General features: G+C 67.1%; 15 protein-coding genes, 2 pseudogenes and 1 riboswitch. Of the genes and pseudogenes, 10 read left to right on the top strand and 7 right to left on the bottom strand.

From position 1 onward, the window contains the following. Positions 1-47: 47 nt before the first annotated feature. Both XaplCFBP3123_RS09805 and XaplCFBP3123_RS09800 read left to right on the top strand, forming a co-directional pair. Positions 48-2435: a TonB-dependent receptor plug domain-containing protein gene (locus XaplCFBP3123_RS09805; RefSeq protein ID WP_104533882.1), complete on the top strand. Its 2388-nt coding sequence runs from the start codon at positions 48-50 to the stop codon at positions 2433-2435. A gap of 310 nt (positions 2436-2745) precedes the next feature. Continuing rightward, complete coding sequence (locus tag XaplCFBP3123_RS09800; RefSeq protein ID WP_104533881.1) at positions 2746-5145, top strand: TonB-dependent receptor plug domain-containing protein; 2400 nt, start codon at positions 2746-2748, stop codon at positions 5143-5145. Between the two features lie 142 nt (positions 5146-5287). On the opposite strand, the pseudogene XaplCFBP3123_RS09795 reads toward XaplCFBP3123_RS09800, so the two are convergent. Beyond that, positions 5288-5671: pseudogene (locus tag XaplCFBP3123_RS09795) on the bottom strand (cytochrome P450); the annotation flags it as partial. A 258-nt stretch (positions 5672-5929) separates the two neighbouring features. Here XaplCFBP3123_RS09795 and ybaL point away from each other — a divergent pair. From ybaL to XaplCFBP3123_RS09755, 8 genes are all read left to right on the top strand, one after another. Beyond that, positions 5930-7627, top strand: coding sequence for a YbaL family putative K(+) efflux transporter (gene ybaL / locus XaplCFBP3123_RS09790; protein ID WP_104533880.1), 1698 nt, complete (start codon positions 5930-5932; stop codon positions 7625-7627). A gap of 215 nt (positions 7628-7842) precedes the next feature. Then, on the top strand, positions 7843-8604 hold the full coding sequence (locus XaplCFBP3123_RS09785) for an HpcH/HpaI aldolase family protein (protein WP_104533879.1): 762 nt from the start codon (positions 7843-7845) through the stop codon (positions 8602-8604). Beyond that, complete coding sequence (locus XaplCFBP3123_RS09780) at positions 8605-10737, top strand: TonB-dependent receptor family protein (protein ID WP_104533878.1); 2133 nt, start codon at positions 8605-8607, stop codon at positions 10735-10737. Between the two features lie 233 nt (positions 10738-10970). After that, on the top strand, positions 10971-12197 hold the full coding sequence (locus tag XaplCFBP3123_RS09775; protein WP_104533877.1) for a siderophore biosynthesis protein PvsA: 1227 nt from the start codon (positions 10971-10973) through the stop codon (positions 12195-12197). Continuing rightward, positions 12194-13996 carry an IucA/IucC family protein gene (locus XaplCFBP3123_RS09770; RefSeq protein ID WP_104533876.1) on the top strand — a complete coding sequence of 601 codons (1803 nt, stop codon included), beginning with the start codon at positions 12194-12196 and terminating at the stop codon, positions 13994-13996. Before XaplCFBP3123_RS09775 ends, XaplCFBP3123_RS09770 begins: the two co-directional genes overlap by 4 nt. Then, on the top strand, positions 13993-15201 hold the full coding sequence (locus tag XaplCFBP3123_RS09765) for an MFS transporter (RefSeq protein WP_104533875.1): 1209 nt from the start codon (positions 13993-13995) through the stop codon (positions 15199-15201). The genes XaplCFBP3123_RS09770 and XaplCFBP3123_RS09765 overlap by 4 nt, the downstream gene beginning before the upstream one ends. Then, the gene (locus XaplCFBP3123_RS09760; protein ID WP_104533874.1) at positions 15179-16948 is read left to right on the top strand and encodes an IucA/IucC family protein; all 1770 of its coding nucleotides are present in this window, start codon (positions 15179-15181) and stop codon (positions 16946-16948) included. The genes XaplCFBP3123_RS09765 and XaplCFBP3123_RS09760 overlap by 23 nt, the downstream gene beginning before the upstream one ends. After that, complete coding sequence (locus XaplCFBP3123_RS09755; RefSeq protein WP_104533873.1) at positions 16945-18234, top strand: type III PLP-dependent enzyme; 1290 nt, start codon at positions 16945-16947, stop codon at positions 18232-18234. Before XaplCFBP3123_RS09760 ends, XaplCFBP3123_RS09755 begins: the two co-directional genes overlap by 4 nt. A 232-nt stretch (positions 18235-18466) precedes the next feature. Here the strand turns inward: XaplCFBP3123_RS09755 and cobT are convergent, their stop codons facing one another. The 6 genes and pseudogenes from cobT to ssuC all read right to left on the bottom strand — a co-directional run bounded on the left by cobT (position 18467) and on the right by ssuC (position 26769). Continuing rightward, on the bottom strand, positions 18467-19513 hold the full coding sequence (cobT, locus tag XaplCFBP3123_RS09745; RefSeq protein WP_104533872.1) for a nicotinate-nucleotide--dimethylbenzimidazole phosphoribosyltransferase: 1047 nt from the start codon (positions 19511-19513) through the stop codon (positions 18467-18469). After that, positions 19510-19671 (bottom strand): annotated as a pseudogene (locus XaplCFBP3123_RS09740) (bifunctional adenosylcobinamide kinase/adenosylcobinamide-phosphate guanylyltransferase); the annotation flags it as partial. The gene cobT and the pseudogene XaplCFBP3123_RS09740, both read right to left, overlap by 4 nt. Before the next feature lie 23 nt (positions 19672-19694). Next, on the bottom strand, positions 19695-21572 hold the full coding sequence (btuB, locus tag XaplCFBP3123_RS09735; protein WP_104533871.1) for a TonB-dependent vitamin B12 receptor: 1878 nt from the start codon (positions 21570-21572) through the stop codon (positions 19695-19697). A gap of 116 nt (positions 21573-21688) precedes the next feature. Continuing rightward, a riboswitch (cobalamin riboswitch) is annotated at positions 21689-21911 on the bottom strand. A 431-nt stretch (positions 21912-22342) separates the two neighbouring features. Then, positions 22343-24928: an ATP-dependent chaperone ClpB gene (clpB, locus tag XaplCFBP3123_RS09730; protein ID WP_104533870.1), complete on the bottom strand. Its 2586-nt coding sequence runs from the start codon at positions 24926-24928 to the stop codon at positions 22343-22345. Positions 24929-25132: 204 nt separating this feature from the next. Further along, complete coding sequence (locus XaplCFBP3123_RS09725; protein ID WP_253254184.1) at positions 25133-25978, bottom strand: ATP-binding cassette domain-containing protein; 846 nt, start codon at positions 25976-25978, stop codon at positions 25133-25135. After that, positions 25975-26769 (bottom strand): aliphatic sulfonate ABC transporter permease SsuC, encoded by a 795-nt coding sequence (gene ssuC, locus XaplCFBP3123_RS09720; RefSeq protein ID WP_104533869.1) that lies wholly within the window; start codon positions 26767-26769, stop codon positions 25975-25977. Before ssuC ends, XaplCFBP3123_RS09725 begins: the two co-directional genes overlap by 4 nt. Positions 26770-26850 lie beyond the last annotated feature (81 nt).

Below are 26850 nucleotides of genomic sequence, written 5' to 3'. Positions count from 1 at the left end.
AGGGAGCCCCTGCGATGCATCCGTTCCCCACTCGGAGTTGTCACCGCATGAATTGCAAGACCAGTCCACTCGCAGTCGCCGTTGTTCTTGCACTGTCGTTTTCCGCGTCAAGCGCATCCGCGCAGTCACAGGCTCCCACCCAGAAAACCCTCGATACCTTGATCGTGACCGGCACACGCGTGGCCGATCGCACCGTGGCCGAATCGGCATCGCCGATCGACATCATCTCGCCACAGGCACTGGAATCGACCGGCACCACCGAGCTGGCGACCGCGCTGTCACGCGCGATCCCCTCGTTGAACTTCCCCCGCCCGGCCATCTCCGACGGCTCAGACGCGGTGCGCCCGGCGCAGCTGCGCGGCCTGTCGCCCGATCAGGTACTGGTGCTGGTCAACGGCAAGCGCTATCACACCACCGCGTTGATCAATCTCAACGACACCCAGGGGCGCGGCTCCTCGCCGGCCGACCTCAATACCATTCCGATCGCCGCGGTCGAGCGCATCGAAGTGCTGCGCGACGGGGCATCGGCGCAGTACGGCTCGGACGCCATCGCCGGCGTGATCAACATCGTGCTCAAGGGCAGCGGCGAAGGCGGCAGCGTCAATGGCCGCTACGGCAAGTACAGCGCTGGCGACGGCGAGCAATATCAGCTATCCGGCGATGCCGGCTTCAGCTTCGCCGGAACCGGCAAGGTGCATCTGGCCGCGCAGGCCGGGCATTCGGACCAGACCAACCGCGCGTTGCCGTTCCAGGGCCGCGTGGAGCAGCGTTACGGCGACCCGGACATCGACCAGGGCGCCATCTCGTTCAACGGCGAATACAGCCCCACCGATTACCTGACCTTCTACTCGTTCGGCATGGTCAGCCGCCGCGAGGTGCTGTCCAACGGCTACTTCCGCTTTGCCGGCGACAACCGCAACCGCCCGGAAATCTATCCGGACGGCTTCCTGCCGCAGATCTACAACGTCAGCAAGGACGTATCGTGGGTCGGCGGCTTGAAGACCTCCACCGAAGGCGGCCTGAACATCGATCTGAGCTACAACTACGGCCAGAACAATCTCACCTTCGACGTGCGCAACAGCCTGAACAACAGCCTGGGCGTGACCAGCCCGACCGACTTCCATGCCGGCACGCTGGAAGTGACCCAGAACGTGCTCAACGCCGACTTCACCAAGACCCTGGACTGGGGCCTGGCGTATCCGGTCACGCTGGCCTTCGGTGCGGAATGGCGCGGCGAGAAGTTCAACCAGTCGCCCGGTGATGCGGCGTCCTCGGCCAACGGCGGCATTCCCTCGGCCAATGGCGCGTTGATCCCGGGCGCACAGGTGTTCCCGGGCTTCAAGCTCTCCGATGCCGGTTACTACAACCGCAACAGCCACTCGGCCTATGTGGACCTGGAAGCGGATCTGACCGACAAGTTCTCCGCCGGCCTGGCCGGGCGCTACGAGAAGTACAGCGACTTCGGCGATACCGCCACCGGCAAGCTGTCGCTGCGCTATGCGTTCACCGACAAGATCGCAGTGCGTGCAACCGCTTCCACCGGCTTCCGTGCGCCCTCGTTGCAGCAGCAGAACTTCCAGTCGATCGCCACCCAGTTCCTCAACGTGGCCCAGCCCAACGGCACCGTCACCGCGATTCCGTTCGAGATCGGCACCTTCCGTACCGACAACCCGGCCGCCATCGCACTCGGCGCCGAGCCGTTGAAGGCCGAGGAATCCAAGAACTACGGTCTTGGCGTGGTGCTGCAGCCGATCGAAAACCTGTACGTCACGGTCGATGCGTATCGCATCGAAATCGACGACCGCATCGTGCTGTCGGAAAACCTCACCTCCATTGCGGCGCGCAATTATCTGCAGGCCAATGGCTTCCCGGGTATCGGTGGCGGGCGCTACTTCACCAATGCAGTGGACACCAAGACCCAGGGCGTGGACGCAGTCGGCACCTATCGCTGGAACCTGGACGGCGGCAGCGCGGAGCTGACCAGCGGCTACAACTACAACAAGACCGACGTGGAGAAGATCGCCGCCAATCCGGCAGCGCTGGAAGCGATCGATCCAGGTGCGGTGCGCATCGGCCGTGCGGAAATCGGTCGCATCACCGAAGGCACGCCGCGCGACAAGTTCTTCCTGGGCGGCACCTGGTCGCCGGGCAACTGGTCGTTCACCGGCACCGCCACGCGCTGGGGCGAGTTCAGCACCTTCGGCACCAACGCAGGCAGCGATCAGACCTATGCGGCGAAGTGGACGCTGGACCTGGCCGCATCCTACAAGTTGAACGACTGGAACTTCACCATCGGCGGCGACAACGTGCTCAACGAGTATCCCGACCGCCAGCAAGCCGGCCTGGGCACGCGCACCTACCTGCCCTACAGCGGCGCCTCGCCGTTCGGTTTCAACGGCGCGCTGGTGTATGCCAACGTGAGCTACAAGTGGTAAATCGCCGCGTGCCGGTCGGCAGCGACCGGCGCGTCGATCGCCTCGTCGCGCTTGGCTAAGACGAGGCAGCACGCCCGCAGCATCGCTCGCCCTTTCCGATTGTCGCCAAAGGGCGGGTTCCCCCTTCTTTCGCAAGGATGCGCCACGCAGCAGACGCTGTGTCGCAGTCCGTGTCCTTGCTGTACACGCCGCCTCGCCAGCGCACACGCGCTGCGCGCAGGCGACACGGATCACGCAGTCGCAGTCGTACTCCCCGGCAACATGCGTAGCGCATCGCTGCGTCCATCACCCCCTTTGAGTCTCCATTCCCATGCACACCTCAAATGCACTCTCGCTTGCGATCTCGGTCGCACTCACCGTCTGTACGTTCGCTGCCAGTGCGCAGTCGCAGCCTGCCCAGCCGCAGAAAACCCTGGATACCCTGATCGTCACCGGTACGCGCGTCAGCGACCGCACGGTGGCCGAATCCGAATCGCCCATCGACATCATCACCGAGCAGTCGCTGCAGGCCACCGGCGCCACCGACATCGCCACAGCGCTGGGCAAACTGCTGCCGTCGCTGAACTTCCCGCGCCCGGCGATCTCCGACGGCAACGATGCCTCGCGCCCGGCCACGCTACGCGGCCTGTCGCCGGATGCGGTGCTGGTGCTGGTCGACGGCAAGCGCTATCACACCTCCTCGCTGATCAACTACAACCCGTACGTCGGCCGCGGGTCGGCGCCGGCCGATCTGAACTCGCTGCCGATGTCGGCAATCGCGCGCATCGAAGTGCTGCGTGACGGCGCCTCGGCCCAATACGGCTCCGATGCGATCGCCGGCGTGGTCAATATCGTGCTCAAGCATGGCGCCGATGCGGGCAGCAATAGCGTGTCCATCAATGGCGGCATCATGGACAAGGGCGATGGCGAGCAGAACGGCATCGACGGCTCGGTCGGCCTGCCGTTCGGCGGCAGCGGCGGCGATACCGCACCGGGCTGGGTACGCCTGTCCTGGAACTACCAGAACACCATGAGCACCAACCGCGGCGAGAACACCAACCGCGCCACCACCGTGCCGGGCACGCCCAATCCGGGCGGTGTGCCCTACCAGCGCCACGGCGACCCGGCCTCCAATTTCTATCAGGGGCTGGCCGCCTTCGGCTACGCGTTCTCGCCGAACCTGGAGCTGTACGGCCACCTCAGCATGAGCCGGCGCGAGGTCACCTCCAACGGCTATTACCGCGCCGCCGACAACACCGCGCGCAACGTGCAGGCGATCTACCCGAACGGCTTCCTGCCGCAGATCTACAACCCCACCAACGACCGCTCGGCCGTGCTGGGCCTGAAGGGCAGCACCGAGAGCGAATGGAATTGGGACGTGTCGGCCACCTACGGCAAGAACGACATGAACTTCAACATCCTCAACAGCATCAATACCAACCTGTACTACACCACCGGCAGCTCGCCGACCAACTTCAATTCCGGCGGCTTCGAAACCGAACAGGGCACGATCAACCTGGACGTCAACAAGTCCTTCGACTGGGGCCTGGCATATCCGGTCAACGTCGCTTTCGGCGCCGAGCATCGCCAGGACCGCTACCAGATCACCGCCGGCTCGCCGGAGTCGTACTTCTTCGATCCCGACACCATCAATCCCGACGACGGCGCACCGTATCCGGGCGGCGCACAGGTGTTCTCCGGCCTGGAGCCGTCGGTGGCCGGCAAGTTCGGACGCCACAGCAATGCGGTCTATGCCAACCTGGAAGCGGACATCACCGACAAGCTGTCCGGCGGCATCGCCGGGCGTTACGAAAACTACAGCGACGCCGGGTCCACGCGTTCTGGCAAGCTGTCGGCGCGCTACGCCTTCAGCGATACCTTCTCGCTGCGCGGCACCATCTCCAACGGCTTCCGCGCACCGTCGCTGGCGCAGCAGAACTACGCCTCGGTGGTGACGCTGATCCAGAACGGCGAGCTGGTGCAGGTCGGTACCTACCGCACCTCCGACCCGGTCGCGGTGGCGCTGGGCGCCGGCCCGCTGAGCCCGGAAAAATCCACCAACTACGGTCTGGGCGGTGTTTGGCAGCCGACCGCCAACTTCACCTCCAGCCTGGACGTCTATCAGATCCGCATCTGGGACCAGATCCTGTATTCGGACCAGCTGCAGCTGGCGCAGCCGATCGGCCAGGTGGCCGCGGTGCAGTTCTTCGTCAATGGCGCCACCAGCCGCACCCGCGGCGTGGACTGGATCAACAGCTATCTCGCCGACCTGGGCAGCTACGGCAAGCTCAATCTCAGTGCCAGCGCCAACTACAACAAGACCACGATCCTGGAACTGTCCAACCCCAACTTCGGGCGCGCCAGCCAGGGCCTGCTCACCGACGCCACCCCGCGCACCAAGTACATGGCGGCGGCCGACTGGACGCTGGGCGGCTTTGCGCTCAACGTCAACGCCACCCGCTATGGATCGATCAAGCGCATCAGCGACCCGGTCGATGGCAGCCAGGACCAGACCTACGACGCGCGCTGGCTGTTGAATCTGGCCGCCAGCCAGACCTGGAACGCGTTCACCTTCACCGTGGGCGCGGACAACCTCACCAACCAGTATCCGACCAAGGCGCAGCTGACCACTGCCTACGACGACCGCGCCGGTGGCCTGCAGTATTCGTCGTTGTCGCCGTTCGGCTTCAACGGCCGCTACTGGTACGGCAGGGTCACCTACCGGTTCTGATCGGCGGTTTCGAGCGGACGTGCCGATCCGCGCATGCGTATAAGCAAACACCGCCGAGTGATCGGCGGTGTTTGTCGTTGCGGGCATCTCGATTCGCGTGCAGCCGCCGTGCGTCATCTGCTGCGGTGATTGCCGGCGCATTGTCGGTGAATTGCAGGCTGTCGTGATTGGCCGCGCACAGCATCTGATACAGCATGGCGCCCTGGGGAACGGCTACGCCCTCGATCTCGGAATCCTGCAACGCCGTGCGTGTGGCGATCTGCACCGAGCTGTCGTAGCGCATGCATTCGCGCACCGCATTGGGTAGCAGGCTCGGGGTTTCCTGCAGCAGGCGCAATTGCTGCGGATGCCGATGCAGGGCGACCAGCGCATTGCAGATCATGTTGGCGGTGGCTTCGTAGCCGGCAAAAAACGGCAGAATCGCGTCGGAGACGATCTCCTCATCGCTCACGCGGCGGCCGTTGTCTGCGGCCTGGACGAAGCGCGCGATCACATCATCGCCGCCATCGCTGCGACGTTGCGCGATCGCGCACGGGCCACTACGGTTTACGCGTCGCGTCCGACGCATCCGTCCGTGTGCGTACGTACATGCGCTGCGTGTCGCATCGCGTTAATCAAGCGCTGTGTACTATGGGCGTCCGGCCACCGGACCAGCAACGCGGTCCTGTTCCCCCGCGCCGGACTCCAGCCATGACCACGCAATGCCCGCAGGCGACGCCCGGCGCAGTGCCGTTGGCTGGTCGCGCCCGCGACGCTCTCTCGGACACTCTCACAACGGATTGGAATGCATCACGACACCAGCCTCATCGACATCATCGCCGTCGGCCTCGCGGTCGCTTTCGTGCTGGGCACGCTCGCACAAAAAGTGAAACTCTCGCCGCTGGTCGGCTATCTGCTGGCCGGTGTCTGCGTCGGGCCGTTCACGCCCGGCTTCGTGGCCGACCAGACCATGGCCAACCAGCTGTCCGAGTTGGGCGTGATGCTGCTGATGTTCGGCGTGGGCCTGCACTTCTCGCTCGACGACCTGATGGAAGTGAAATGGATCGCGATTCCGGGCGCGTTGGCGCAGATCGTGGTCGCCACGCTGCTCGGCTGGGCGCTGGCCTGGAGCATGGGCTGGCCGTTGATGCATGGGCTGGTGTTCGGTCTGGCGCTGTCGGTGGCCAGTACCGTGGTGCTGCTGCGCGCACTGGAAGAGCGCCGCCTGCTGGAAACCCAGCGCGGCCGCATCGCGGTGGGCAGGCTGATCGTCGAAGACCTGGTGATGGTGATCGCGCTGGTGATGTTGCCGGCGTTGGCCGAGGTGCTGGGCACGGCCGCGCCGGCTGCGGCGCACGCGGGCGAGTCCACCTCGCTGCTGGCCGCGCTGGGCTTGACGCTGTTCAAGATGGTGGCGTTCGTGGCGGTGATGCTGGTGGTCGGGCGGCGGGTGATTCCGTGGTCGCTGGAAAAGGTCGCCGCCACCGGCTCGCGCGAGTTGTTCACCCTGGCCGTGCTCGGCATCGCGCTGGGCGTGGCGTTCCTGTCGGCCACGCTGTTCGGGGTGTCGTTCGCGCTGGGCGCGTTCTTCGCCGGCATGTTGCTGAAGGAATCCGAGCTCAGCCACAAGGCCGCCAGCGATTCGCTGCCGTTGCGCGACGCGTTCGCGGTGCTGTTCTTCGTCTCGGTGGGCATGCTGTTCGACCCGCTGATCCTGGTCGAGCATCCGTGGCAGGTACTGGCCACGTTCCTGACCGTGACCCTGGGCAAGTCCCTTGCCGCGTTCGTGATCGTGCGTGCGTTCGGCCACCCCACCGGCACCGCGCTGACCATTTCCACCAGCCTGGCGCAGATCGGCGAGTTCTCCTTCATCCTGGCCGGGCTGGGCGTGCAGCTGGCGATCCTGCCGGAAACCGGGCGCGACCTGATCCTGGCCGGCGCGCTGCTGTCGATCATCGCAAACCCCTTCCTGTTCTCGTGGCTGGACCGCTGGCAGGCCAGGCAGGCGCAGGACGCCCCGGCCAAAGTGGAGCCGGAACTGCCGCCCGGCCCGCCGCTGCCACTGGACGGCCATGCGATCGTGATCGGCTATGGCCGTGTGGGCAGCGCGCTGGCGCAGTTGTTGCGTAGCCGCGGCGTGCCGGTGCTGGTGATCGACGACAACAGCGATCACGTGGCCAAGGCGCATGCGGCCGGCATTCCCGGCATCCGCGGCAGCGCGGCGGCCGACCGCGTGCTGGCCGAAGCCCGCCCGGAGCACGCCAAGATCGCGATTCTTGCGATCCCGCAGCCGCTGGAAGCCGGCGAGGCGTTGGCCAAGCTGCGCGCCATCAACCCGGCGCTGACGCTGCTGGCGCGTGCGCACAGCGATACCGAGGTCAAGCACCTGCTCGAACACGGCGCCGACGGCGCAGTGCTGGCCGAACGCGAGCTGGCCTATTCGCTGGCCGAGATGGTGATGTCCACTCCGCCGTATCGGGCGTTGCGCGTGCCGGCGTCGTAACCGCGCGGCGGGATGACGCAGCGCTGCACAAAACGAAGACCCGCCGGCAGCGCCTGCGGGTTTTTTGTTACGCGCAGGTGGTTCAGTGCGGAACGGCGCGTGGTCGCGTTTTGATCGAACTGCGACCAGGGAACCGAAAACTGCCCTCCAAATCCACTTGATAATCATTCCCATCAAGAGCAGGATGAGCGCCCGTTCCCTTGCCGGCCTCATCCATGGCGTTTGCGGTTGGTGTTCTCAATGCAGTGCCGAGCGTGCAGTTGTGCGAACTGCTGGGACGCATCGGCTATGGCTTTGTGGTGCTCGATCTGGAACATGTGCTGCGCGCGCCGGACGCACTGGAACACGCCATCCGCGCCTGTGAGCTGTCCGGTTGCGAGGCCTGGGTCCGCGTGCCGGAGGTGGACGAAAAACTGATCGGCCGGGTGCTGGATGCCGGCGCGCGCGGGATCGTGATTCCGCGCGCCGAGTCGGCCGCGCAACTGACCGCTGCCATCGCCGCGGCACGGTTCCCGCCCCTGGGCCGGCGCGGCATCACCGGCGGGCGCGTCACCGGCTTCGGCACTGTCGACCTGCCCACCTACATCGCGCACGCCAATCGCGATATCCGCATGGTGCCGATGATCGAAAGTGCCGCCGGCATTGCGGCGCTACCGGAGATGCTGGCAGTACCCGGCGTGGCGCTGGTGATGGAAGGCGCACTGGATCTTGCGCTGGATCTGGGCCTGGGCCCGCAACCGACCCATCCACAGGTGTGGGAGCTGCTGCTGCAACTGCATGCGCAATGCGTTGCGGCCGAGGTGCCGTTCTGCCCCAATCCGCGCACCGAGGCGCAGCGCACGCACTGGCTGCAACAGCCCGATCTGCGCTGGCTGCTTGCCGGCGAAGACCGCGCGCTGATTCAACGCGCACTGCGCGCTCACCTGGCCACCTTCGCCGCACCCACTCCACCGCCCGCCTGCAGGAGCACGCCGTAGATGTCGACGTTCCGTTTCCACGCCCTGACCATCGCCATCGCTGCGGCTACCCTGACCCTGCCGCCGTTGGCGTACGCCATCGAGTCGCCGGATGTGGCGGCCACCGATGCGCAAACGCCGATCCGCGCGCTGGACGCGATCCAGGTGCAAGGCAGCCTGCTCGGGCGTTCCAAGCCAGACGACGTGCAGCGCTATGCCGGCAGCCGTCAGGTGATCGACCGCGAACAACTGCGCAATGGCGGCAACCGCTCGCTGGACGATGCCTTGCAGCGCGTACCGGGCATCAAGATCTTCGACGAAACCGGCACCGGCGCGTTGCCGCAGCTGATGCTGCGCGGCCTGTACGAAAGCCGCAGCGGCCGCGTGCAGGTGCTGGAAGACGGCATTCCGCTGGCACTGGCGCCGTACGGGCAGACCAGTCTGTCGTTGTTTCCGGTGGGGCTGAATCAGATCGACCGCATCGATATCGTGCGCGGTGGCGCGGCCGTGCAGTACGGGCCGAATAACGTCGGCGGGGTGATCAACCTGGTCAGCAAGGAGATCCCCAGCCAGTGGAGCACCACGCTGGCGCACAAGGTCACCGCCGGCGGCCAGGGCCAGTTCCTGCAGGACAGCGCGCTCAGCAGCGGCGGCTACCTCACCGACAACGTCGGCCTGCAGGTCGATGCCAATCGCAGCTACGGCGAGTATTGGCGCGCGCACAGCGATACCGACATCAGCAACCTGCGCGTGCGTGCGGAGTGGTGGCTGGACGACACCAAGTTGCTCAAGGCCAGCGTGCAACGCTATCTGGTCGACATGGATCTGGCCGGCGCACTCAGCCCGGACGACTACCGGCGCGACCCGCGCCAGTCCACGCGCCCATTGGACAGCTTCAATGGCCGCACCACGCGTGCATCGTTGGGGTATGAGCAGCTGTTCGGAGACTGGGGGCCGCTGCAGGATGTCCGGTTGTCCTGGACCAACTTCAGCGCGCGCAGCAGCCGCAACTTCATCGTCGGCATGCGTCAGGCGGCCGCCGAAACCTGGCGTTCGGACCTGCCGCCGCAACTGCGCCAGACCGCCCCGCGCGACTTCCGCGTGGCCGGCAGCGAGCCGCGCCTGAGCTGGACCATGGGCGATGCCGGTGGCGTGCGTCAGCAGTGGACCGCCGGCGTGCGTACGGTGCGCGAGGACATCGATTTCCTGGTCGGCAATCTGCGCCTGCGCGATGGCCTGTTCACCAGCGTGCGCGACTGGCAGTTCGAGGATCGCGCCCTGGCGGCCTACGTCAGCAACGCGATCACCCTGCCCGACGAACGCCTGACCATCACCCCGGGCCTGCGCTACGAGCGGCTGGATTCGCGCTATTTCAACCGCGCCACCGGCCTGCGCACGCGCAACCAGACCCGCGATGTATTGCCGGGTTTGACGGTCGGTTTCCAGGCCAACGCACAATGGTTCTTCTACGCGGACGGACAGCGCTCGCTGCGCGCGCCGCAGGTCACCCAGATCATCTTCGGCAACAATCTGGATGCCGAACTTGCGTGGAATTACGAAGCCGGCACGCGGTATCAGCCCAACGACCGCACCCGCATCCAGCTCGGTGCGTATCTGATCGATTTCGATCAGCAGATCCAGCTGGATAACACCACGCGCGTGTTCCGCAACCTTGGCAAGACCCGCCACCAAGGCGGTGAGCTGGAACTGCAATGGAGCCCGGAAAACCTGCGCGCGCTCACGCTCAATGCCGGTTATGCGTATCTGGATGCCAGCCAGGAATCGGGCGCATTCCGCGGGCTGCGCGTGCCCTACACCTCGCGCAACCAGATCACCCTGGGCGGCAACTACACGCTCGGTCACACCACTGTCGCACTGTCGAGCTACTACTTCAGCAAGGCCTACAGCGATGCCGCGAACACCATGCAGGATAACGCCATCGCCTCGGTCGGCGAGCTGCCTTCGTACTGGGTCTGGAACACGCAGGTAAGCCATACCCTGTTCGAACGCGATGGACAAAAATTCAGCGCATCGCTGGCGATCAATAACCTGTTCGATCGGCAGTACTGGTTCCGCGGCGTGGATACCAGCCCGTGGGGCCGCCAGGCCGCGCCGTCGCGCACCGTCACCGCCGGGCTGGAGTACACGTTTTAAGCATTCAACCCGGCACATACCGTCGCGATCGACGTACAGGGGCGTCGGTCGCCTGACGGCAACGGCGCTCGCGCTGGCGAGCGCCGCAGACCACACGGCGTGCACGACGCGCGTCGCCCTGCCGCAGCATGCGGCATGCGATCACCGTATCGCAGGCCACCCAACGCCCCCGCGGCGCCAGGCAGCCCGTTTCGGTACCGGTTTTTCCACCGTCCTGTTGAACGAGAGCTGCCATGACTGCGACATCCGCTGCACCGTTGGTGATCCTCACCCATGTCTGCCATCCAGCCATCACCGAAGGCTTTCTGCCGGCCGCGCACGCGCTCGGCCTGCCGGTGTGGCTGCTGACCGACCACCGACTCGATCACCTGAGCCATTTCCGCGAGCACCCCGAGCACGCCCCGCAACGGGTCATCGAATGCGATGTGTTCAATCCGCTCGGCGTGCTGGATGTGCTGCACGACGCCGATGTGTCGCCGCGCGCGGTGTTCAGCAACAGCGATCATCTGCAGACCAGCACGGCGCTGGTCGCAGCGGGTCTTGGCCTGCCCGGCAAGGATTGGCAGGTCTGCTACGCGGCCAAGAACAAGGCGGCGATGCGTCAGCGCCTGCGTGCGCGTGGGCTGCCATCGCCGTGGTTCTGCGCGCTGGCGCCGGGCGCCGCGTTGCCGGCCGACATTCCATGGCCGGTGGTGGCCAAACCGCGCGAGGGCGTGGCCAGTCTGGACGTGCGCCATTGCGCCGATATCGCGCAATTGCAGGCATACCTGGACGATGTGTGGCAGCGCCATCCGCAGCGCACCGTGTTGCTGGAAGGCATGCTGGAAGGCGCGCTGTTTACGCTGGAAACGCTGGGCGACGGCCACACGCTGCAGGCACTGGGCGGCTTCAAGGTGCGCTTGTCGCCGCCGCCGCACTTCGTGGAATGCGAGGCGCAGTGGGATGCCCGCGTGGACACGCCGGTGATTGCGCAGGCACTGCAACAGCTGCGCAGCTTCGGTGTGGGCTTCGGGCTGTGCCATAGCGAGTTCGTCCTCACCAGCGACGGCCCGGTGCTGGTGGAGATCAACTACCGCAGCATCGGCGACCGCCGCGAGTTCCTGCTCGACGACATGTTCGGCAGGCAATGGTTCACTGCCGCGCTGGCGCCGCATCTGGGCCTGCCGCTGCCGCAGCTGCGCTGCGATCGCGCCCATGCCCTGCTGCGTTACTACGTCGCCGAGCAGGACGGCGAGCTGGTGACCGCCAGCGAAGATCGCCGCCACCACGATGCGCACAGCGATGTGCAGTACCGGCGCATGCGCGCACCAGGCGAGCGCATCCGCTTGAGCCATTCCAACAAGGATTACCTGGGCGTGCTGAGCGCAGTGGCCAGCGATGCACAGGCGCTGCAACGGGCGGTGGTGCATGCCGAAGCGGGGCTGCAGTGGCGGATCGATGGCGCGGAGCTGCGCGCATGAGCAGTGCCGCCGACCAGCGCTATATCGCCACACGCATCATCGATGCCTGCCTGCGCGAAGACCTGCGCGGGATCGCCACGCGCGGCAGCGCCGCCATACCCGACACAAGCGTACTGGCGGCATGGACCGACCCCAGCCCGGTGGAGGGCTGGTGGCGCATCGCACATCTGCCCGATGGCACGCTGTGGTTGCCGATCCATCGGCAGGGCTATCTGCAGGACATCAGTGCCTGCGGCGACAGCTGGATCGTGCAGACCGCCGCTGGCACGCATGTCGAACGCGGTGCGCAGGCGTGGCTGCAGCGCATGAGCGCGCAACTGGATGTGGAGACGCAACAGCTGCATCGCGCCTACGCCGAAGAAGCCGAGTGCGCTGCCGCCCACCTGGGCCTGGCGCGCCAGGCCTTTGATGCGCAGGCGCCTGCGCTGCTCAACGCATTGCAGCATGCAGATGCGGCCGAGCGTGCGTATCGCTGCGATCAACTGGCCAGCTATCGCGATCATCCGTTCTATCCGACCGCACGCGCCAAGGCCGGGCTGGATGCCTCGGAACTGCGTGGTTACGCACCGGAGTTTGCGCCCACCTTCGCGCTGCGCTGGCTGGCGATTCCGCGTGCGCAGGCCAGCTGCACCAGCATGGCGCCGGCCGGACTGTGGCCGGACTTCGCCACGCTGGGCCTGTCGCCCGCGCTGGCCGACACGCATGTCGCCTGGCCAGTGCATCCGCTGGTGTGGGCGCGCCTGGAGCAGGACGGGTTTGCGCTGCCGGCAGGCAGCCTGCGAGCGCCGCAGGCCTGGCTGGAAGTGCGGCCCACCCTGTCGGTCCGCACGCTGGTGCCGCTGCAGCATCCGCAGCTGCATCTCAAGTTGCCGATCCCGATGCGCACGCTGGGCGCGCTCAATCTGCGCCTGATCAAGCCCTCCACGCTATACGACGGTCACTGGCTTGAGCGCGCACTGCGTCGCATCGATGCGCTGGATCCGGCCTTGCGCGGCCGCTGCGTGTTCGCGGACGAATCGCACGGCGGGCACGTGGGTCAGACGCGTCACCTGGCTTATCTGCTGCGGCGTTACCCACCGCTGGACGACGCCACGCTGGTGCCGGTGGCCGCGCTATGCGCGCTGTTGCCGGACGGCCGCCCGATGGCGGTCCATCTGGCCGAGCGCTTTGCGCACGGCGATGTGCTCGGCTGGTGGCGCCAGTACACCGAGCTGATGCTGGCGGTGCATCTGCGCCTGTGGCTGCGCTACGGCATCGCACTGGAAGCCAATCAGCAGAACAGCGTGCTGGTCTACGCCGATGGCCAGGCGACGCGGCTGCTGATGAAGGACAACGACGCCGCGCGCATCGTCCTGCCGCAGTTGCGCGCACAGCTGCCGGATCTGGACGCGTTGGGCCCGCTGCACGATGCGCGCATCGCGGTAGACGCGCCGCACGCCCTGGCGCAGATGTTCTGCACCATCGTGCTGCAACTGGATCTGCAGGCGGTGCTGGAAGGCCTGGCCGAATGGCGGCCCGCGCTGCGCACGCCGCTGTACACGCAGTTGCAGACGCAGTTCGCCTTGACGCTGGCGCAGCTGGACGTCGACGGCATCGACACCGGCCCCGCACGCCGCCTGCTGGCCGCACCGCGGCTGCCGGTGAAGTACCTGCTCAGCGCCGGCAGCCTGCTCAGCAAACAGCTCACCGGCGCGAGCGACATCAACAAGTTCTACGGCGATAGCGCGCCCAATCCCTTCGGCGACGCCTTCGCTTGTGCGCAGCAGATGCCGCACCGGCAGGGGGGCGGTCAGCGATGAGGCGCATCCTGGGCCCGGTGCTGGCGGCGCATTACCTGGCCGCCTTCACCGCATTGGGCATGCCGTTGTTTCTGCCGCAGGTGCTGGCAGAGCTGGCACCGTCTGCGGCGGTTGGCTGGAGCGGCGTGCTGTACGTGTTGCCGACGCTGTGCACTGCGTTGACGGCCGGCACCTGGGGGCGCCTGGCCGACCGCTATGGACGCAAGCGTTCGTTGCTGCGTGCGCAACTGGGGTTGGCGCTGGGCTTTGCGATCGCCGGCTTTGCGCCGTCGCTGAGCTGGTTGGTGATCGGCCTGATCGTGCAAGGCACCTGCGGCGGCTCGCTGGCGGCGGCCAATGCGTATCTGGCCAGCCAGCCGCAGGCCGGCCCGCTGGCGCGCGCGCTCGACTGGACGCAGTACTCGGCGCGCCTGGCGATGGTCAGCGCGCCTGCGTTGTTGGGTCTGGCAGTGGCGCTCGGCCCGGCGCAGTCGCTGTATCGCGCGCTTGCGCTGCTGCCGCTGCTGGCGTTCGCGCTGACCTGGCGTCTGCCGGCCGACCGGCCTGCGGTGCGGCCGACAGCGTCCACTGCGCAGTCGGCACCCTCCAGGCTTGCAGCTGCGTCGTCGCTGTCGGCGTCAGCACAGACCACCACACCGGCCAGCGCACTGTGGCCTGCGTTGCTGAGCGCGCAATTCCTGTTCTGCTTCGCGATGGTGGTGACCTTCCCCTACTTCATCCCGTATGCGCTGGCGCGCGGTGCCGCTCACGACGCCTTGGCAGGCTTGCTCTACAGCCTGCCGCACCTGGTCTATCTGGTGGTGCTGCCGTGGTGGCGGCGCGGCGATGGCGAGGCCTGGCTGGTGCCCGGCCTGGTGCTGTTCGCCGTGGCCTGCCTGTGGCAGGCGCTGCTGCACGACCCCATCGCATTGGCAGCGGCGCGGCTGCTGTTCGGCCTGGGCATGTTGTTCGGGCTGCGTGGGCTCAACCGCAGCCTGGCGCTGGTCGCCAGCGGGCATGGCGCCGGGCGCCTGTTCGGCCGCTTCGATGCGTGCGGCAAATGGGCCGGCGTGTTCGCCGGCGCCGCTGCCGGCGCGCTGGCCCAGGCGGCCGGCCCTGCCACCCCCTTCCTGGCTGCCGCGCTGGCTGCGGCGGCCGCTGCGCTCACCGTTCTGGTGCGCTTCCCTTCGAGGAGATCCACCGATGTCGCCGCACACGATGCATGACCCCTGGTACGACAGCATGGCCGACGCGCAGGCCTGCACCTGCTGGTTGAACTGCTACCTGCGCGAGTTCGCGATTCCGCAGCGCGCAGTGGACTTCGATTATCGCGGGCTCGATCGCCCCGGCCCGCGTGTGGCCGAACAACGCTGGCTGCGGATCGATCTGGGCGGCACCGGCGCGCTGTGCGTACGCATTGCCTATGCCGATCGCCTGGGCCGCTGCCGCTTCGCCTCCACGCCGTTTCTCAAGAGCGCCGGCCAACCGTGGCAGAGCCTGGACGCGCATGCGTTGGCGCGCTGCCTGCTGCAGGCGCTGGGCAGCGCGCAGGCGGTCAATCCGGAACTGCTCGCGCAAAGCGCCAACAGCGTGGCGATCACTGCCACACTGCTGCGCCAGGCACAGGGCAGCGCTGCGACCGGCGAGGCGATGATCGACGCCGAACAATCGATGCTGTGGGGGCATGCCTTGCATCCCACGCCCAAGAGCCGCGAAGGCGTCGATCTGGCGCAGGTGCTGGCCTGCGCGCCGGAAGCACGCGCCGCGTTCCAGCTGTTCTGGTTCCGCATCGACCCACGGCTGCTGCGCATGCAAGGCCGCGATGTGCGTGCCAGCCTGCGGCAGCTGTCCGGCAGCGACGACTTGTATCCCTGTCATCCGTGGGAAGCGCAGCGTCTGCTCGACGACCCGCTGCTGCGCACCCTGCAGGCGCGCGGGCTGATCGCGCCTGTCGGCGTACTGGGCGACGCACTGCGGCCGACCTCGTCGGTGCGCACGCTGTATCACCCGGAGCTGGACTATTTCCTCAAGTGTTCGGTGCATGTGCGCTTGACCAACTGCGTGCGCAAGAACGCCTGGTACGAGCTGGAAAGTGCGGTCGCGCTCACCGAGCTGCTGGCGCCGAGCTGGCGTGCGCTGGCGGCGCAGGTGCCGGGCTTCGATGTGATGCTGGAGCCTGCGGCGACCTCGCTGGAGGTCGCGCAGGTCGATCCCGCCCTGCACGACGCCGACCCGCTGGCAGCGCGTGGCTTGTCGGAGAGCTTCGGCATCCTGTATCGGCAGACCATTCCTGCGGCGCAACGTGCGCGTTGGCAGCCGCAGGTGGCCGCCGCGTTGTTCACCTGCGATGCGCAGGGCAACAGCGTGTGTGCATCCAGGTTGCAGGCATTGGGCAGCGCACAGATGGATCGTCACACCGCCACGCTGCTGTGGTTCCGTGCCTATGCCGGCTTGCTGCTGGAGGGCGTGTGGAGTGCGTTGTTCCAGCACGGCATCGCGCTGGAACCGCATCTGCAGAACACCGTGATCGGGTTTGCCGATGGCTGGCCGACGCGGGTGTGGATCCGCGACCTGGAAGGCACCAAACTGCTCGCACACCATTGGCCCGCCACGCGCTTGCAGGGCGTGGGCGAACGCGCGCGACAATCGCTGTACTACACCCCGGAACAGGGCTGGAATCGCGTGGCGTATTGCGCGCTGGTCAACAATCTGGCCGAGGCGATCTTCCATCTGACCGAAGGCGATGCGGCGCTCGAAGCACGCCTGTGGCAATGCGTGGGCGAGATCGCCGCACGCTGGCAGCAACGTCATGGCGCGCAAGCCGCGCTGCAGGGCCTGCTCGACGGCGCGCCGCTACCCGGCAAGAACAACCTGGGCACGCGGCTGTGGCAACGCGCCGATCGTCAATCCGACTACACCGCCCTGCCCAATCCGATTCCACCCATCGCAGTGGCACGGCGGGTGGCGGCATGAGCCTGCGCATCGACAGCGCCGCATTGATGCAGGCATTGGCCCGTGTGCGCGACCGCAGCGATGGCCCGCTCTGCGCCTACGTCTACGACCTGGCCGCACTGGATGCGCATGCGGCCTGGATGCGCGCGCAACTACCGGCCGACTGCGAGCTGTTCTACGCGGCAAAGGCCAATGCGGAGCCGCCGATCCTGCAAACGCTCGCACCGCACGTGGATGGCTTCGAGGCGGCCTCCGGCGGCGAACTGGCCTGGCTGCATCGGCAACAACCCCAGGCCGCGCTGTTGTTCGGTGGCCCGGGCAAGCTCGATGCCGAACTGGCCCAGGCCGCCGCGCTGCCCGACTGCACCGTGCATGTGGAAAGCCTGGGCGAACTGGAACGCCTGGCCGCCATTGCAGCGCAGGCCGGCCGCTGCGTGCCGGTGTTCCTGCGCATGAACATCGCCGTACCCGGCGCACAGAGCACGCGTCTGATGATGGGCGGCCAGCCCTCGCCGTTCGGCCTGGACCCGGACGATCTGGACGCGGCGATACAACGGCTGCGGGCCAGCGCCTCGCTGCGGTTGGAAGGCTTCCATTTCCATCTGATGTCGCACCAGCGCGATGCCGGCGCGCAGCTGCATCTGATCGCCGCCTACTTGCGCACCGTGCAGCAGTGGCGGCAGGCCTACGGGCTCGGCCCGTTGCGGGTGAATGCCGGTGGCGGTTTCGGCGTGGAGTATCTGGCGCCGGAGTCGTCGTTCGACTGGGCCGGCTTCTGCGCCGGCTTGCCCGCCCTGCTGGGCGAACACGGCCAGGCGCTGCGCCTGCGGCTGGAACCCGGCCGCTACGTCAGCGCCAGCTGCGGCTGGTACCTGATGGAAGTGCTCGACCTCAAGCGCAGCCACGGCAAGTGGTTTGCGATCGCCCGCGGCGGCACCCATCACTTCCGCACCCCGGCCGCGCAAGGCCACGATCACCCGTTCCTTGTGTTGCGTGGTGCGCATGCTCCTGTGCTGCGTGACACGCCGGTCACCCTGGTCGGGCAGTTGTGCACGCCCAAGGACGTGCTGGCACGCAACCAGCACGTCGCGGCGCTGGCACCGGGCGACTGCCTGGCCTTCCCGCTGGCCGGCGCGTATGCGTGGAATATTTCGCATCAGCAGTTCCTGATGCATCCGCCACCGCAGATGGTGTTTTTGCCAGTAGCGGGGCAGCCGGCAGCATCAGCGTCCGTCGAAGGCTGGGCCGGCACGCGGAGGTCGGCATGCAGTTCGGCCTCTACCACCGCTTCGGGATCGTCCAGGTAGAGATAGTGCAGCGGCGCATCGCACAGGACGTCGCAGCGTCGGGCCGCCATTGGGCGAGCACGCGGTCGAGCGCGTCTTCCAGACTCGCATACGAGCCCACATGGCGCAGCACCGCATGCGCGCCGCCGTCGAGCGGCGCAGTTGCAGCGGCGCCGGCGGCGACGGTGCGGCGTCGAACCGCAGTCGCTGCGCTAACCGGTGTCGCCGTGCCGCAGCAAGGTGATCTGCGCACTCATGCGTCGGACACGCCGGCTTCGGCAAAGGTGGCCATGCCGTTGTGCAAGGCGCAGGCATGACGCAGCAGCGGAATCGCCACCGCTGCGCCGCTGGCCTCGCCCAGGCGCAGGTCCAGCTGCAGCAACGGCTCGGCATCGAGTGCACGCAGCAAGGCGGCGTGGCCGCGCTCCTGCGAGCGATGCCCGAACAACAGCCATTCGCGCACGCCGCCATTGAGATGGGTGGCGACCAGCGCCGCGGCGGTGCTGATGAAACCGTCCACCAGCACCGGAATCCCGGCCTGCGCCGCGGCGATGTAGGCGCCGACCAGGGCGGCGATCTCGAAACCACCCAGCCGGCGCAGCCGCTCCAGTGCGGTGGAGGCATCGGCATGCAAGGCCAGCGCACGGGTGATCACCATCGCCTTGTGCGCGATGCCCTCGGCATCCAGCCCGGTGCCGGCGCCGGCCATCGCCTGCGGAAATTGCGACAGCAACGCGCAGCCCAGCGCCGCAGCCGAGGTGGTGTTGCCGATGCCCATTTCGCCGCCGACAAACAGCTGCGTGTCGCAACTTTTTGCCTGCGCAACGCTTTCGGCGCCCGCGGCAAGCGCATCGCGCAACTGGGTGGAGCTCATCGCCGGCTGATCGCAGATGTTGGCGCTGGCCGGCGCGATCCAGGCACGCCGCACACGCGGCAACTCGCCCGGGTCGTTGACCACGCCCAGATTCACCACTTCCAGGCGCGCACCTAGCTCGCGCGCCAGCACTGCGATGGCGGCACCACCACGGGCGAAATTGCGCACCATCTCCCCGGTGACCGCCTGCGGAAACGCAGACACGCCCTCGGCAGCGACGCCGTGGTCGGCGGCATACACCGCGATCCAGACCCGCTGCACGGTGGGGTGCTCGTTGCGCTGCCAGGCCGCCAGTTGCACCGCCAGCTGTTCCAGCCGGCCCAGCGCGCCGGGCGGCTTGGTCAGTTGTTCCTGCCGTGCCAGCGCAGCCGAGCGCACGCGCGCGTCCGGCAGCGCGCAGGCACCATAGATCCAATCGCTTGTCACACTACCTCTCCCTTCAGAACCATCGGCAAACCTTTCACCACCAGCACGACACGCGCGCACTGTAGCGCCAATGCCTGGTGCAGCCGGCCGGCCTCGTAGACAAATCGACGCGTCAGTTCGCACAACGGCACGATGCCCTGCCCCACCTCGTTGCCGACCGTGGCCGGTGCAACAGCCGCGCTTACTGCGCGGCGTGATAACGCAGTGTCAGCAGATAATTGCGCCCCGGCTGCGCATACCAGCGTGCGGTTTCGTATTGGCGATCGAACACGTTGTTGGCGGTGAGCGACACCTTCCAGTCCGCATTAACTGCATAGCTCACGCGCAGATCCAGCAACCCGTAACCGGCCAGACGCTCGGTGTTGGCCAGATCGTCGAAGCGCTTGCCGGACCCGAACAGGCTCGCGCCGACGCCGAATGCACCGAAGCTGCGGTCCGCATCGATGCGCCCGCTCTGCCGCGCGCGCCGCGGCAACCAGTTGCCATGATTGACCTCGCCATCGGCCTGCGGCTGCAGCCAGGTCAAGGCGCTGCGCACGGTCCAGCCGGCCAGCTCGGTGTCGTAGCCGGCTTCCACGCCGCGGATGCGCGCCTGATCGATATTGTTCGGCTGCCCGAACGGATGCGCCGCATCCACCAACGACGCGTCGTAGGCGATCAGATCGTCGATGCGGGTCTGGAACGCGCTCAGCGTCCAGGTGCCCCAGTCGTAGCTGCCGCGCAGGCCGAGCTCGGTGCTGCTGGAGGTTTCCGGTCCCAGCAACGGATTGCCGAAATCGGGGTAATACAACTCGTTGAAGGTCGGCGCCTTGAACGCGGTGCCGTAGCTGGCGGTCAGGCGCAGATGTTCGGCGACATCCCAACCCCACAGCAGGCTGCCGGTGGTCTTGCCGCCGAACTGGCTGTTGTCGTTGCGACGCAGGCTGGCCTGCAAGGACTGCGCACCGAAGCGCTGCTGCCACTGCGCAAATGCGGCGCGGTCGATGCGGCTGTCGGCATCGTAATTGTCGCTGCTGGCGATGGCGTCGCGCTGCCAGTCGAAGCCGACCGTGAACAGGCCCGCTCCGGCAGCGATATCGGCCTGCAATGCGCCCTGCTTGCGGCGGGTGTCGTAGCTGGACAGATACACACCGTCGTAATACGCATCGCTCAGATCGGAACTGCTGCCGACGCTGGCAGTGAGCGTGAGCGCATCGGTGGGCGCGTAACGCACGCGGCCGCCGACCGCCTGCTGCACGCCCTTGGACAGGTTGCCGCCGAAGGCCGAGCCATCGTATTCGTTGCGGCTCTGCGTGCGCAGGCCATGCACGTCGGCATCCCACTGGCGATTGAAGCGCCAGCCGCCCTGCACGCTCAGCGAATCGTTGCGGTAGCCATCGCGATCCGGGTCGTAGTCGCTGGAGCTGGTGTCCAGATACGCGTTGATGCCATCGGTTTGGTCATGCACCGCGTTGGCCGAGTACCAGCCGCCGCGCTCACTCAGATCGCCTTCGCTGCGCCCGGCCACGCCCGCGCTGTAACGATGCGCGTCGTCGCTGCCGGCGGCCGCGCTGAAGGTGGGCACAAAGCTGCCTTGCGGGCGGCGGGTAAAGATCTGGACGACACCGCCCAACGCTTCGGAACCATACAAACTGGAGAACGGGCCGCGCACGATTTCGATGCGCTCGATCTGCTCGATCGGCAGATCCTGCAACGCCACGCCGCCCGAGGTGGCCGAACCGATGCGCACGCCATCGATCAGCACCACCACCTGGTCGGACTCGGTGCCGCGCAGGAACAGCGAGGTCGGCTTGCCCGGGCCACCGTTATTGGCCAGCGACACCCCGGCTTCGCCACGCAGCAGATCCTGCAATGCGGTGACCTGGCGACGCTCGATCTGCGCGCGGTCGATCACGGTGACCGGCGCCAACGTCTGGTCCTGGGTCTGCGCGGTGCGCGAGGCGGTGACCACGACCTGGTCGAGATCGGTGGCGGCCTCGGCGTGGGCCAGGTTGGCCACGCACAGCGACAGCCCCACGGCCAGCACCGCACGACGCGGCAAAACGGAAGAAACGGACATCGACTGCTGCTCCTGGAACCGCGCCTTACCCGCGCGGGGGCAATGGGGCGACAAACAGCAACGGGCCAGGCGCCCGACGCAGCAGCGCCAGACGAGCAAGGCCACGCCCACCGCGTGCCGGTTCAATCCCTCGGGCCGGTCTCCGGGCTCGCGAGTGGAGGCGTGCGCCTCCGATGCCGCGCCTTCCCATGCGATTGCACAGTGGCTTGTTGCGGCACCTGACCTCGCCCACCGTTGCGGGGGCAGCTCCGGCATTGCAGCTCGCCAAGGCGATCCACGCACCGGATTCCCGTTTAAACCACCGCAACTGCGGCAGTCACCTCAGGGGCGCGCATGGTAGCAGGATTGCCCGGGGGCGCCTCGGCAGTCTCCGGCAACCGGCCACGCGCAGCGCGTCGCCACGCGCCTAAAGAGTGAATTGCCTCTTTCTTCTCCCACCGGGAGACGGTGCTCCGCAGGGTGGTCGGGTTCATGCTGCGGCTGTAGATAGTGCCCTGCACCCTGAGGTCGAACAGGTCCGCGCCATGCAGGGTGTCGTCGAACGCGTAAGCGACGGTCATGGCGCGGCTCGCTCGGACAGGCGTACCGACCATCGTCGGCTCTGCACGCGCGTCCGCAAACCAGCGGCGATGAACTTATACCGCCGCATTGTGAGCGCTAACGAAGCGCTGCATGCACCATCCACATCACGCCAGCGGGCACTGCCTGCACAGTGACCGTTGGTTGCTTCAACCTCTGCAAGCCATGTGGCGCATAACTGCCGCCGCGCCTCAGCCCTTGGTGAACACCAGGCGCCCACCCTCGGCACGCACGCGCACGGTGTCGCCGCCGAGGTACTGGCCGGACAGGATCTGCTGGGCCAGCGGGTTCTCCACCTGCGACTGGATCGCACGCTTGAGCGGGCGCGCGCCATACACCGGGTCGAAGCCGACATTGCCGAGCAACTCCAGCGCCGCATCGTCCAGGTCCAGCTTGAGGCCGCGCTCGGACAGGCGTTTTTCCAGCCCATGCAACTGGATGCGCGCGATCGACTTGATCTGCGCCTTGTCCAGCGGATGGAACACCACGATATCGTCGAGCCGGTTGATGAACTCCGGGCGGAAATGCGCCTGCACCACACCCATCACCGCGGCCTTCATTTGCGTGTAGGCCTCCGCGCTGCCGTCGCCGGACAGCTCCTGGATCTGGTGCGAGCCCAGGTTGGAGGTCATCACGATGACGGTATTGCGGAAGTCCACCGTGCGGCCCTGGCCATCGGTCAGGCGGCCGTCGTCGAGCACCTGCAGCAGGATGTTGAAGACATCGGCGTGCGCCTTTTCCACCTCGTCCAGCAGGATCAGCGAATACGGGCGCCGACGCACCGCCTCGGTCAGATAGCCGCCCTCCTCGTAGCCCACATAGCCCGGAGGCGCACCGATCAGCCGCGAGACCGAATGCTTCTCCATGAACTCGCTCATGTCGATGCGGATCATCGCCTCGGTGCTGTCGAACAGGAAGTCCGCCAGCGCCTTGCACAACTCGGTCTTGCCCACGCCGGTCGGCCCCAGGAACAGGAACGAACCGCTCGGGCGATTGGGATCGGACAGGCCGGCACGCGAACGCCGCACCGCGTCGGAGACGACCTTGATCGCCTCGTTCTGGCCGACCACGCGCTGGTGCAGCTCGTCTTCCATGCGCAGCAGTTTGTCGCGCTCGCCTTCGAGCATCTTGTTGACCGGGATACCGGTCCAGCGCGATACCACTTCGGCGATTTCCTCGGCGGTGACGCGATCCTGCACCAGCTTGAAGTCGTGATGTTCGACCTCGTTGGCCAGCGCCATCTGCTTTTCCAGCTGCGGCAGCACGCCGTACTGGATCTCGCTCATCTTGGCGTAGTCCTGGCGCCGCTGCGCGGCTTCCAGTTCCAGCTTGGCGTGCTCGATCTGCTCCTTGACCTTGGTGGTGCCCTGCAGTGCGGCCTTTTCCGACTTCCACAACTCGTTGAGGTCGTAAAACTCGCGTTCGAGCTTGTCGATGTCGGTTTCCAGATCGGCCAGGCGCTGACGCGAGGCATCGTCCTTTTCCTTCTTCAGCATCTCGCGCTGGATCTTGAGCTGGATCAGGCGGCGCTCCAGGCGGTCGAGTTCCTCCGGCTTGGAGTCGATCTCCATGCGGATGCGCGATGCCGCCTCGTCCATCAAATCGATCGCCTTGTCCGGCAGCTGGCGGTCGGTGATGTAGCGGTTGGACAACGTGGCGGCGGCAACGATCGCCGGGTCGGTGATCTCCACGCCGTGATGCACCGCGTAGCGCTCCTTCAGCCCACGCAGGATCGCGATGGTGTCTTCCACCGTCGGCTCGCCCACGAACACCTTCTGGAAGCGACGTTCCAGCGCGGCGTCCTTCTCGATGTACTTGCGGTATTCGTCCAGCGTGGTGGCACCGATGCAATGCAGCTCGCCACGCGCCAGCGCCGGCTTGAGCATGTTGCCGGCGTCCATCGCGCCATCGGCCTTGCCGGCGCCGACCATGGTGTGCAGTTCGTCGATGAACAGGATGATCTGGCCCTCGTTCTTGGACAGATCGCTGAGCACCGCCTTCAGGCGTTCTTCGAACTCGCCGCGGAACTTGGCGCCGGCGATCAGCGCCCCCATGTCCAGCGACAGCACGCGCTTGCCGCGCAGGCCTTCGGGCACTTCGCCGTTGATGATGCGCTGCGCCAGGCCCTCGACAATCGCAGTCTTGCCCACGCCGGGTTCGCCGATCAGCACCGGGTTGTTCTTGGTGCGCCGCTGCAACACCTGAATGGTGCGGCGGATCTCTTCGTCGCGGCCGATCACCGGATCGAGCTTGCCGCTCTCCGCACGTGCGGTCAGGTCGATGGTGTATTTTTCCAGCGCCTGGCGTTGTTCCTCGGCATTTTCCGACTGCACGGTTTCGCCGCCGCGCAGCTTGTCGATGGCGGTGGCGATCTTCTTCTTGTCGCCGCCGGCCGCGCGCAAGGCCACGCCCAGCGGGCTGGCATCGTCGGCGGCCGCCAGCACGAACCACTCGCTGGCGATGAACGCATCGCCATGTTGCTGGGACAGCTTGTCGGTCTGGTTGAGCAGGCGGTTGAGATCGTTGCCGATCGACAGGTTGCCTTCCTGCCCGGAGACCTTGGGCAGCGTGTCCAGCGCCTCGCCCAGCCGTTCGCGCAGCAGCGGCACGTTGACGCCGGCCTGCGACAGCAGCGGGCGCGTGCTGCCGCCGCTCTGGTCGAGCAGCGCGGCCAGCACGTGCACCGGCTCGATGATGTTGTGGTCGCGGCCCACGGCCAGCGACTGCGCGTCGGCCAGCGCCTGCTGGAACCGCGAGGTGAGCTTGTCCATCCGCATGGGGGAATCCTCTGAACGGGTGGCCGGCGACGCCGGCGATACCGTGCAGATGCGGCTGCTATGCGGGGTTTCAAGGTGTGGCGGGCGCCGCAGGTGCAGATGCGGGGCACCAAGGCCGGTGCACGCTGCCTGCTGTGGGGCTGCGCGATGTCTGCTTTGCGCATTGGCATTGGCTTGGACAGACCCGGGCCGACGATCCGCCCACTAGACAATCCGCCGCAGCGGCACAGTGGCGTGCGTCACACCGCCCTGCCCCGCATCGACATCCTTGGCGTCCTCTGCGTCCTCGGCATCTTCAACGGCCGCCGACGCCGGCAGCTGCGCGGTCCCCAGCAGACGCGCCAGCACCTGCGCCTGGATTGCCGCCAGGGCCGGCGCGCCGGGGGCACGCGGATGCGGCACCGGCACCGGCAGATCCAGGCCGACCTGGCCGTGCTCGATCAGCACGATGCGATCGGCCAGCGCGCTCGCCTCGGCCACGTCATGCGTGACCAGCACCAGGGTGAAGCCATGCTGCCGCCACAACTGCACGATCAGCTGCTGCATCTCGATGCGCGTCAACGCATCCAGCGCGCCCAGCGGTTCGTCCAGCAACAACAGCCGCGGCCGATGCACCAGTGCACGCGCCAGAGCCACGCGCTGGCGCTGGCCGCCGGACAGCGCCCCCGGCCAATCGCCGCCACGTGTGCCCAGCCCCACCGCGTCCAGCGCCGTCTGCGCCTGCGCCCGCCCGGCACGCCCCAGGCCCAGCGCCACGTTGTCGATCACGCGCTTCCACGGCAGCAGCCGCGCGTCCTGGAACATCAGCCGCACCGCGTCGCGCTGCGCCGCCAGCGCTGCATGGCCGCTGTCGACGGTGCCGGTATCGGCCGCCTGCAGCCCGGCGATCACCCGCAGCAAGGTGCTCTTGCCGCAGCCACTGCGCCCGACCACCGCCACGCAGGCGCCAGGCGCGATCTCCAGGTCGATGCCGCGCAACACATCGCTGTCGCCGTAGCGCTTGCCGATGCCGCGCAAGCGCAGCGGCAGACCGGTCTCGGTCGCGCTCATCGGCGCAGCTCCGCACGCTGTTGCTGCGCCGGATGCCAGCCCAGCCACCAGGCTTCCAATCCGCGTGCGGCCAGATCGGCCAGCTTGCCCAGCAGCGCGTATAGCAGGATGGCAACCACCACGATGTCGGTCTGCAGAAACTCGCGCGCGTTGGTCGCCAGATAGCCGATCCCGGAACTGGCGGAGATGGTTTCGGCCACGATCAGGGTCAGCCACATCAGCCCCAACGCAAAGCGCAAGCCGACCAGAATCGACGGCAACGCACCGGGCAACAACACATCGACAAACAGCTGCGGGCCGCGCAAGCCGTAATTGCGCGCCATCTCGATCAAGGCCGGGTCCACGCTGCGGATGCCGTGATAGGTATTGAGATAGATCGGGAAGAAGGTGCCCAGCGCCACCAGAAACAGCTTGGCCCCCTCGTCGATGCCGAACCACAGGATCACCAGCGGAATCAGCGCCAGATGCGGCACGTTGCGCAGCATCTGCAAGGTGCTGTCGAGCAGGCGTTCGGCCACACGCGACACGCCGGTCAGCAGGCCCAGCGCAAACCCGATGCTGCCGCCGATGGCCAGGCCCACCGCCGCACGCCAGCTGCTGATCGCCAGGTGTTGCCACAACTCGCCGGTTTGTACCAACGTCACTGCGGCACGCAATACCGCATCCGGTGCGGGCAGGATGCGCTGCGGCAACCAGCCGCCGGAGGCCGCGACCTGCCAGGCCACCAGCAAGGCCAGCGGCACTAGCCAGGGCACCAGCACGTTACTTAAACGCTGCGAGCGGCGACTCATCGCGCGGCCTTGCTGGTTGGGCGATGCAGCGAGACAACGGCATGCGCCTGGCCTCTCATGGATGCTGGGCACGCGTTTTTG

This window comes from Xanthomonas arboricola pv. populi (assembly GCF_002939945.1).
Lineage (GTDB): Bacteria > Pseudomonadota > Gammaproteobacteria > Xanthomonadales > Xanthomonadaceae > Xanthomonas > Xanthomonas arboricola_A.
This window is presented reverse-complemented; position numbering and strand designations above follow the sequence as displayed.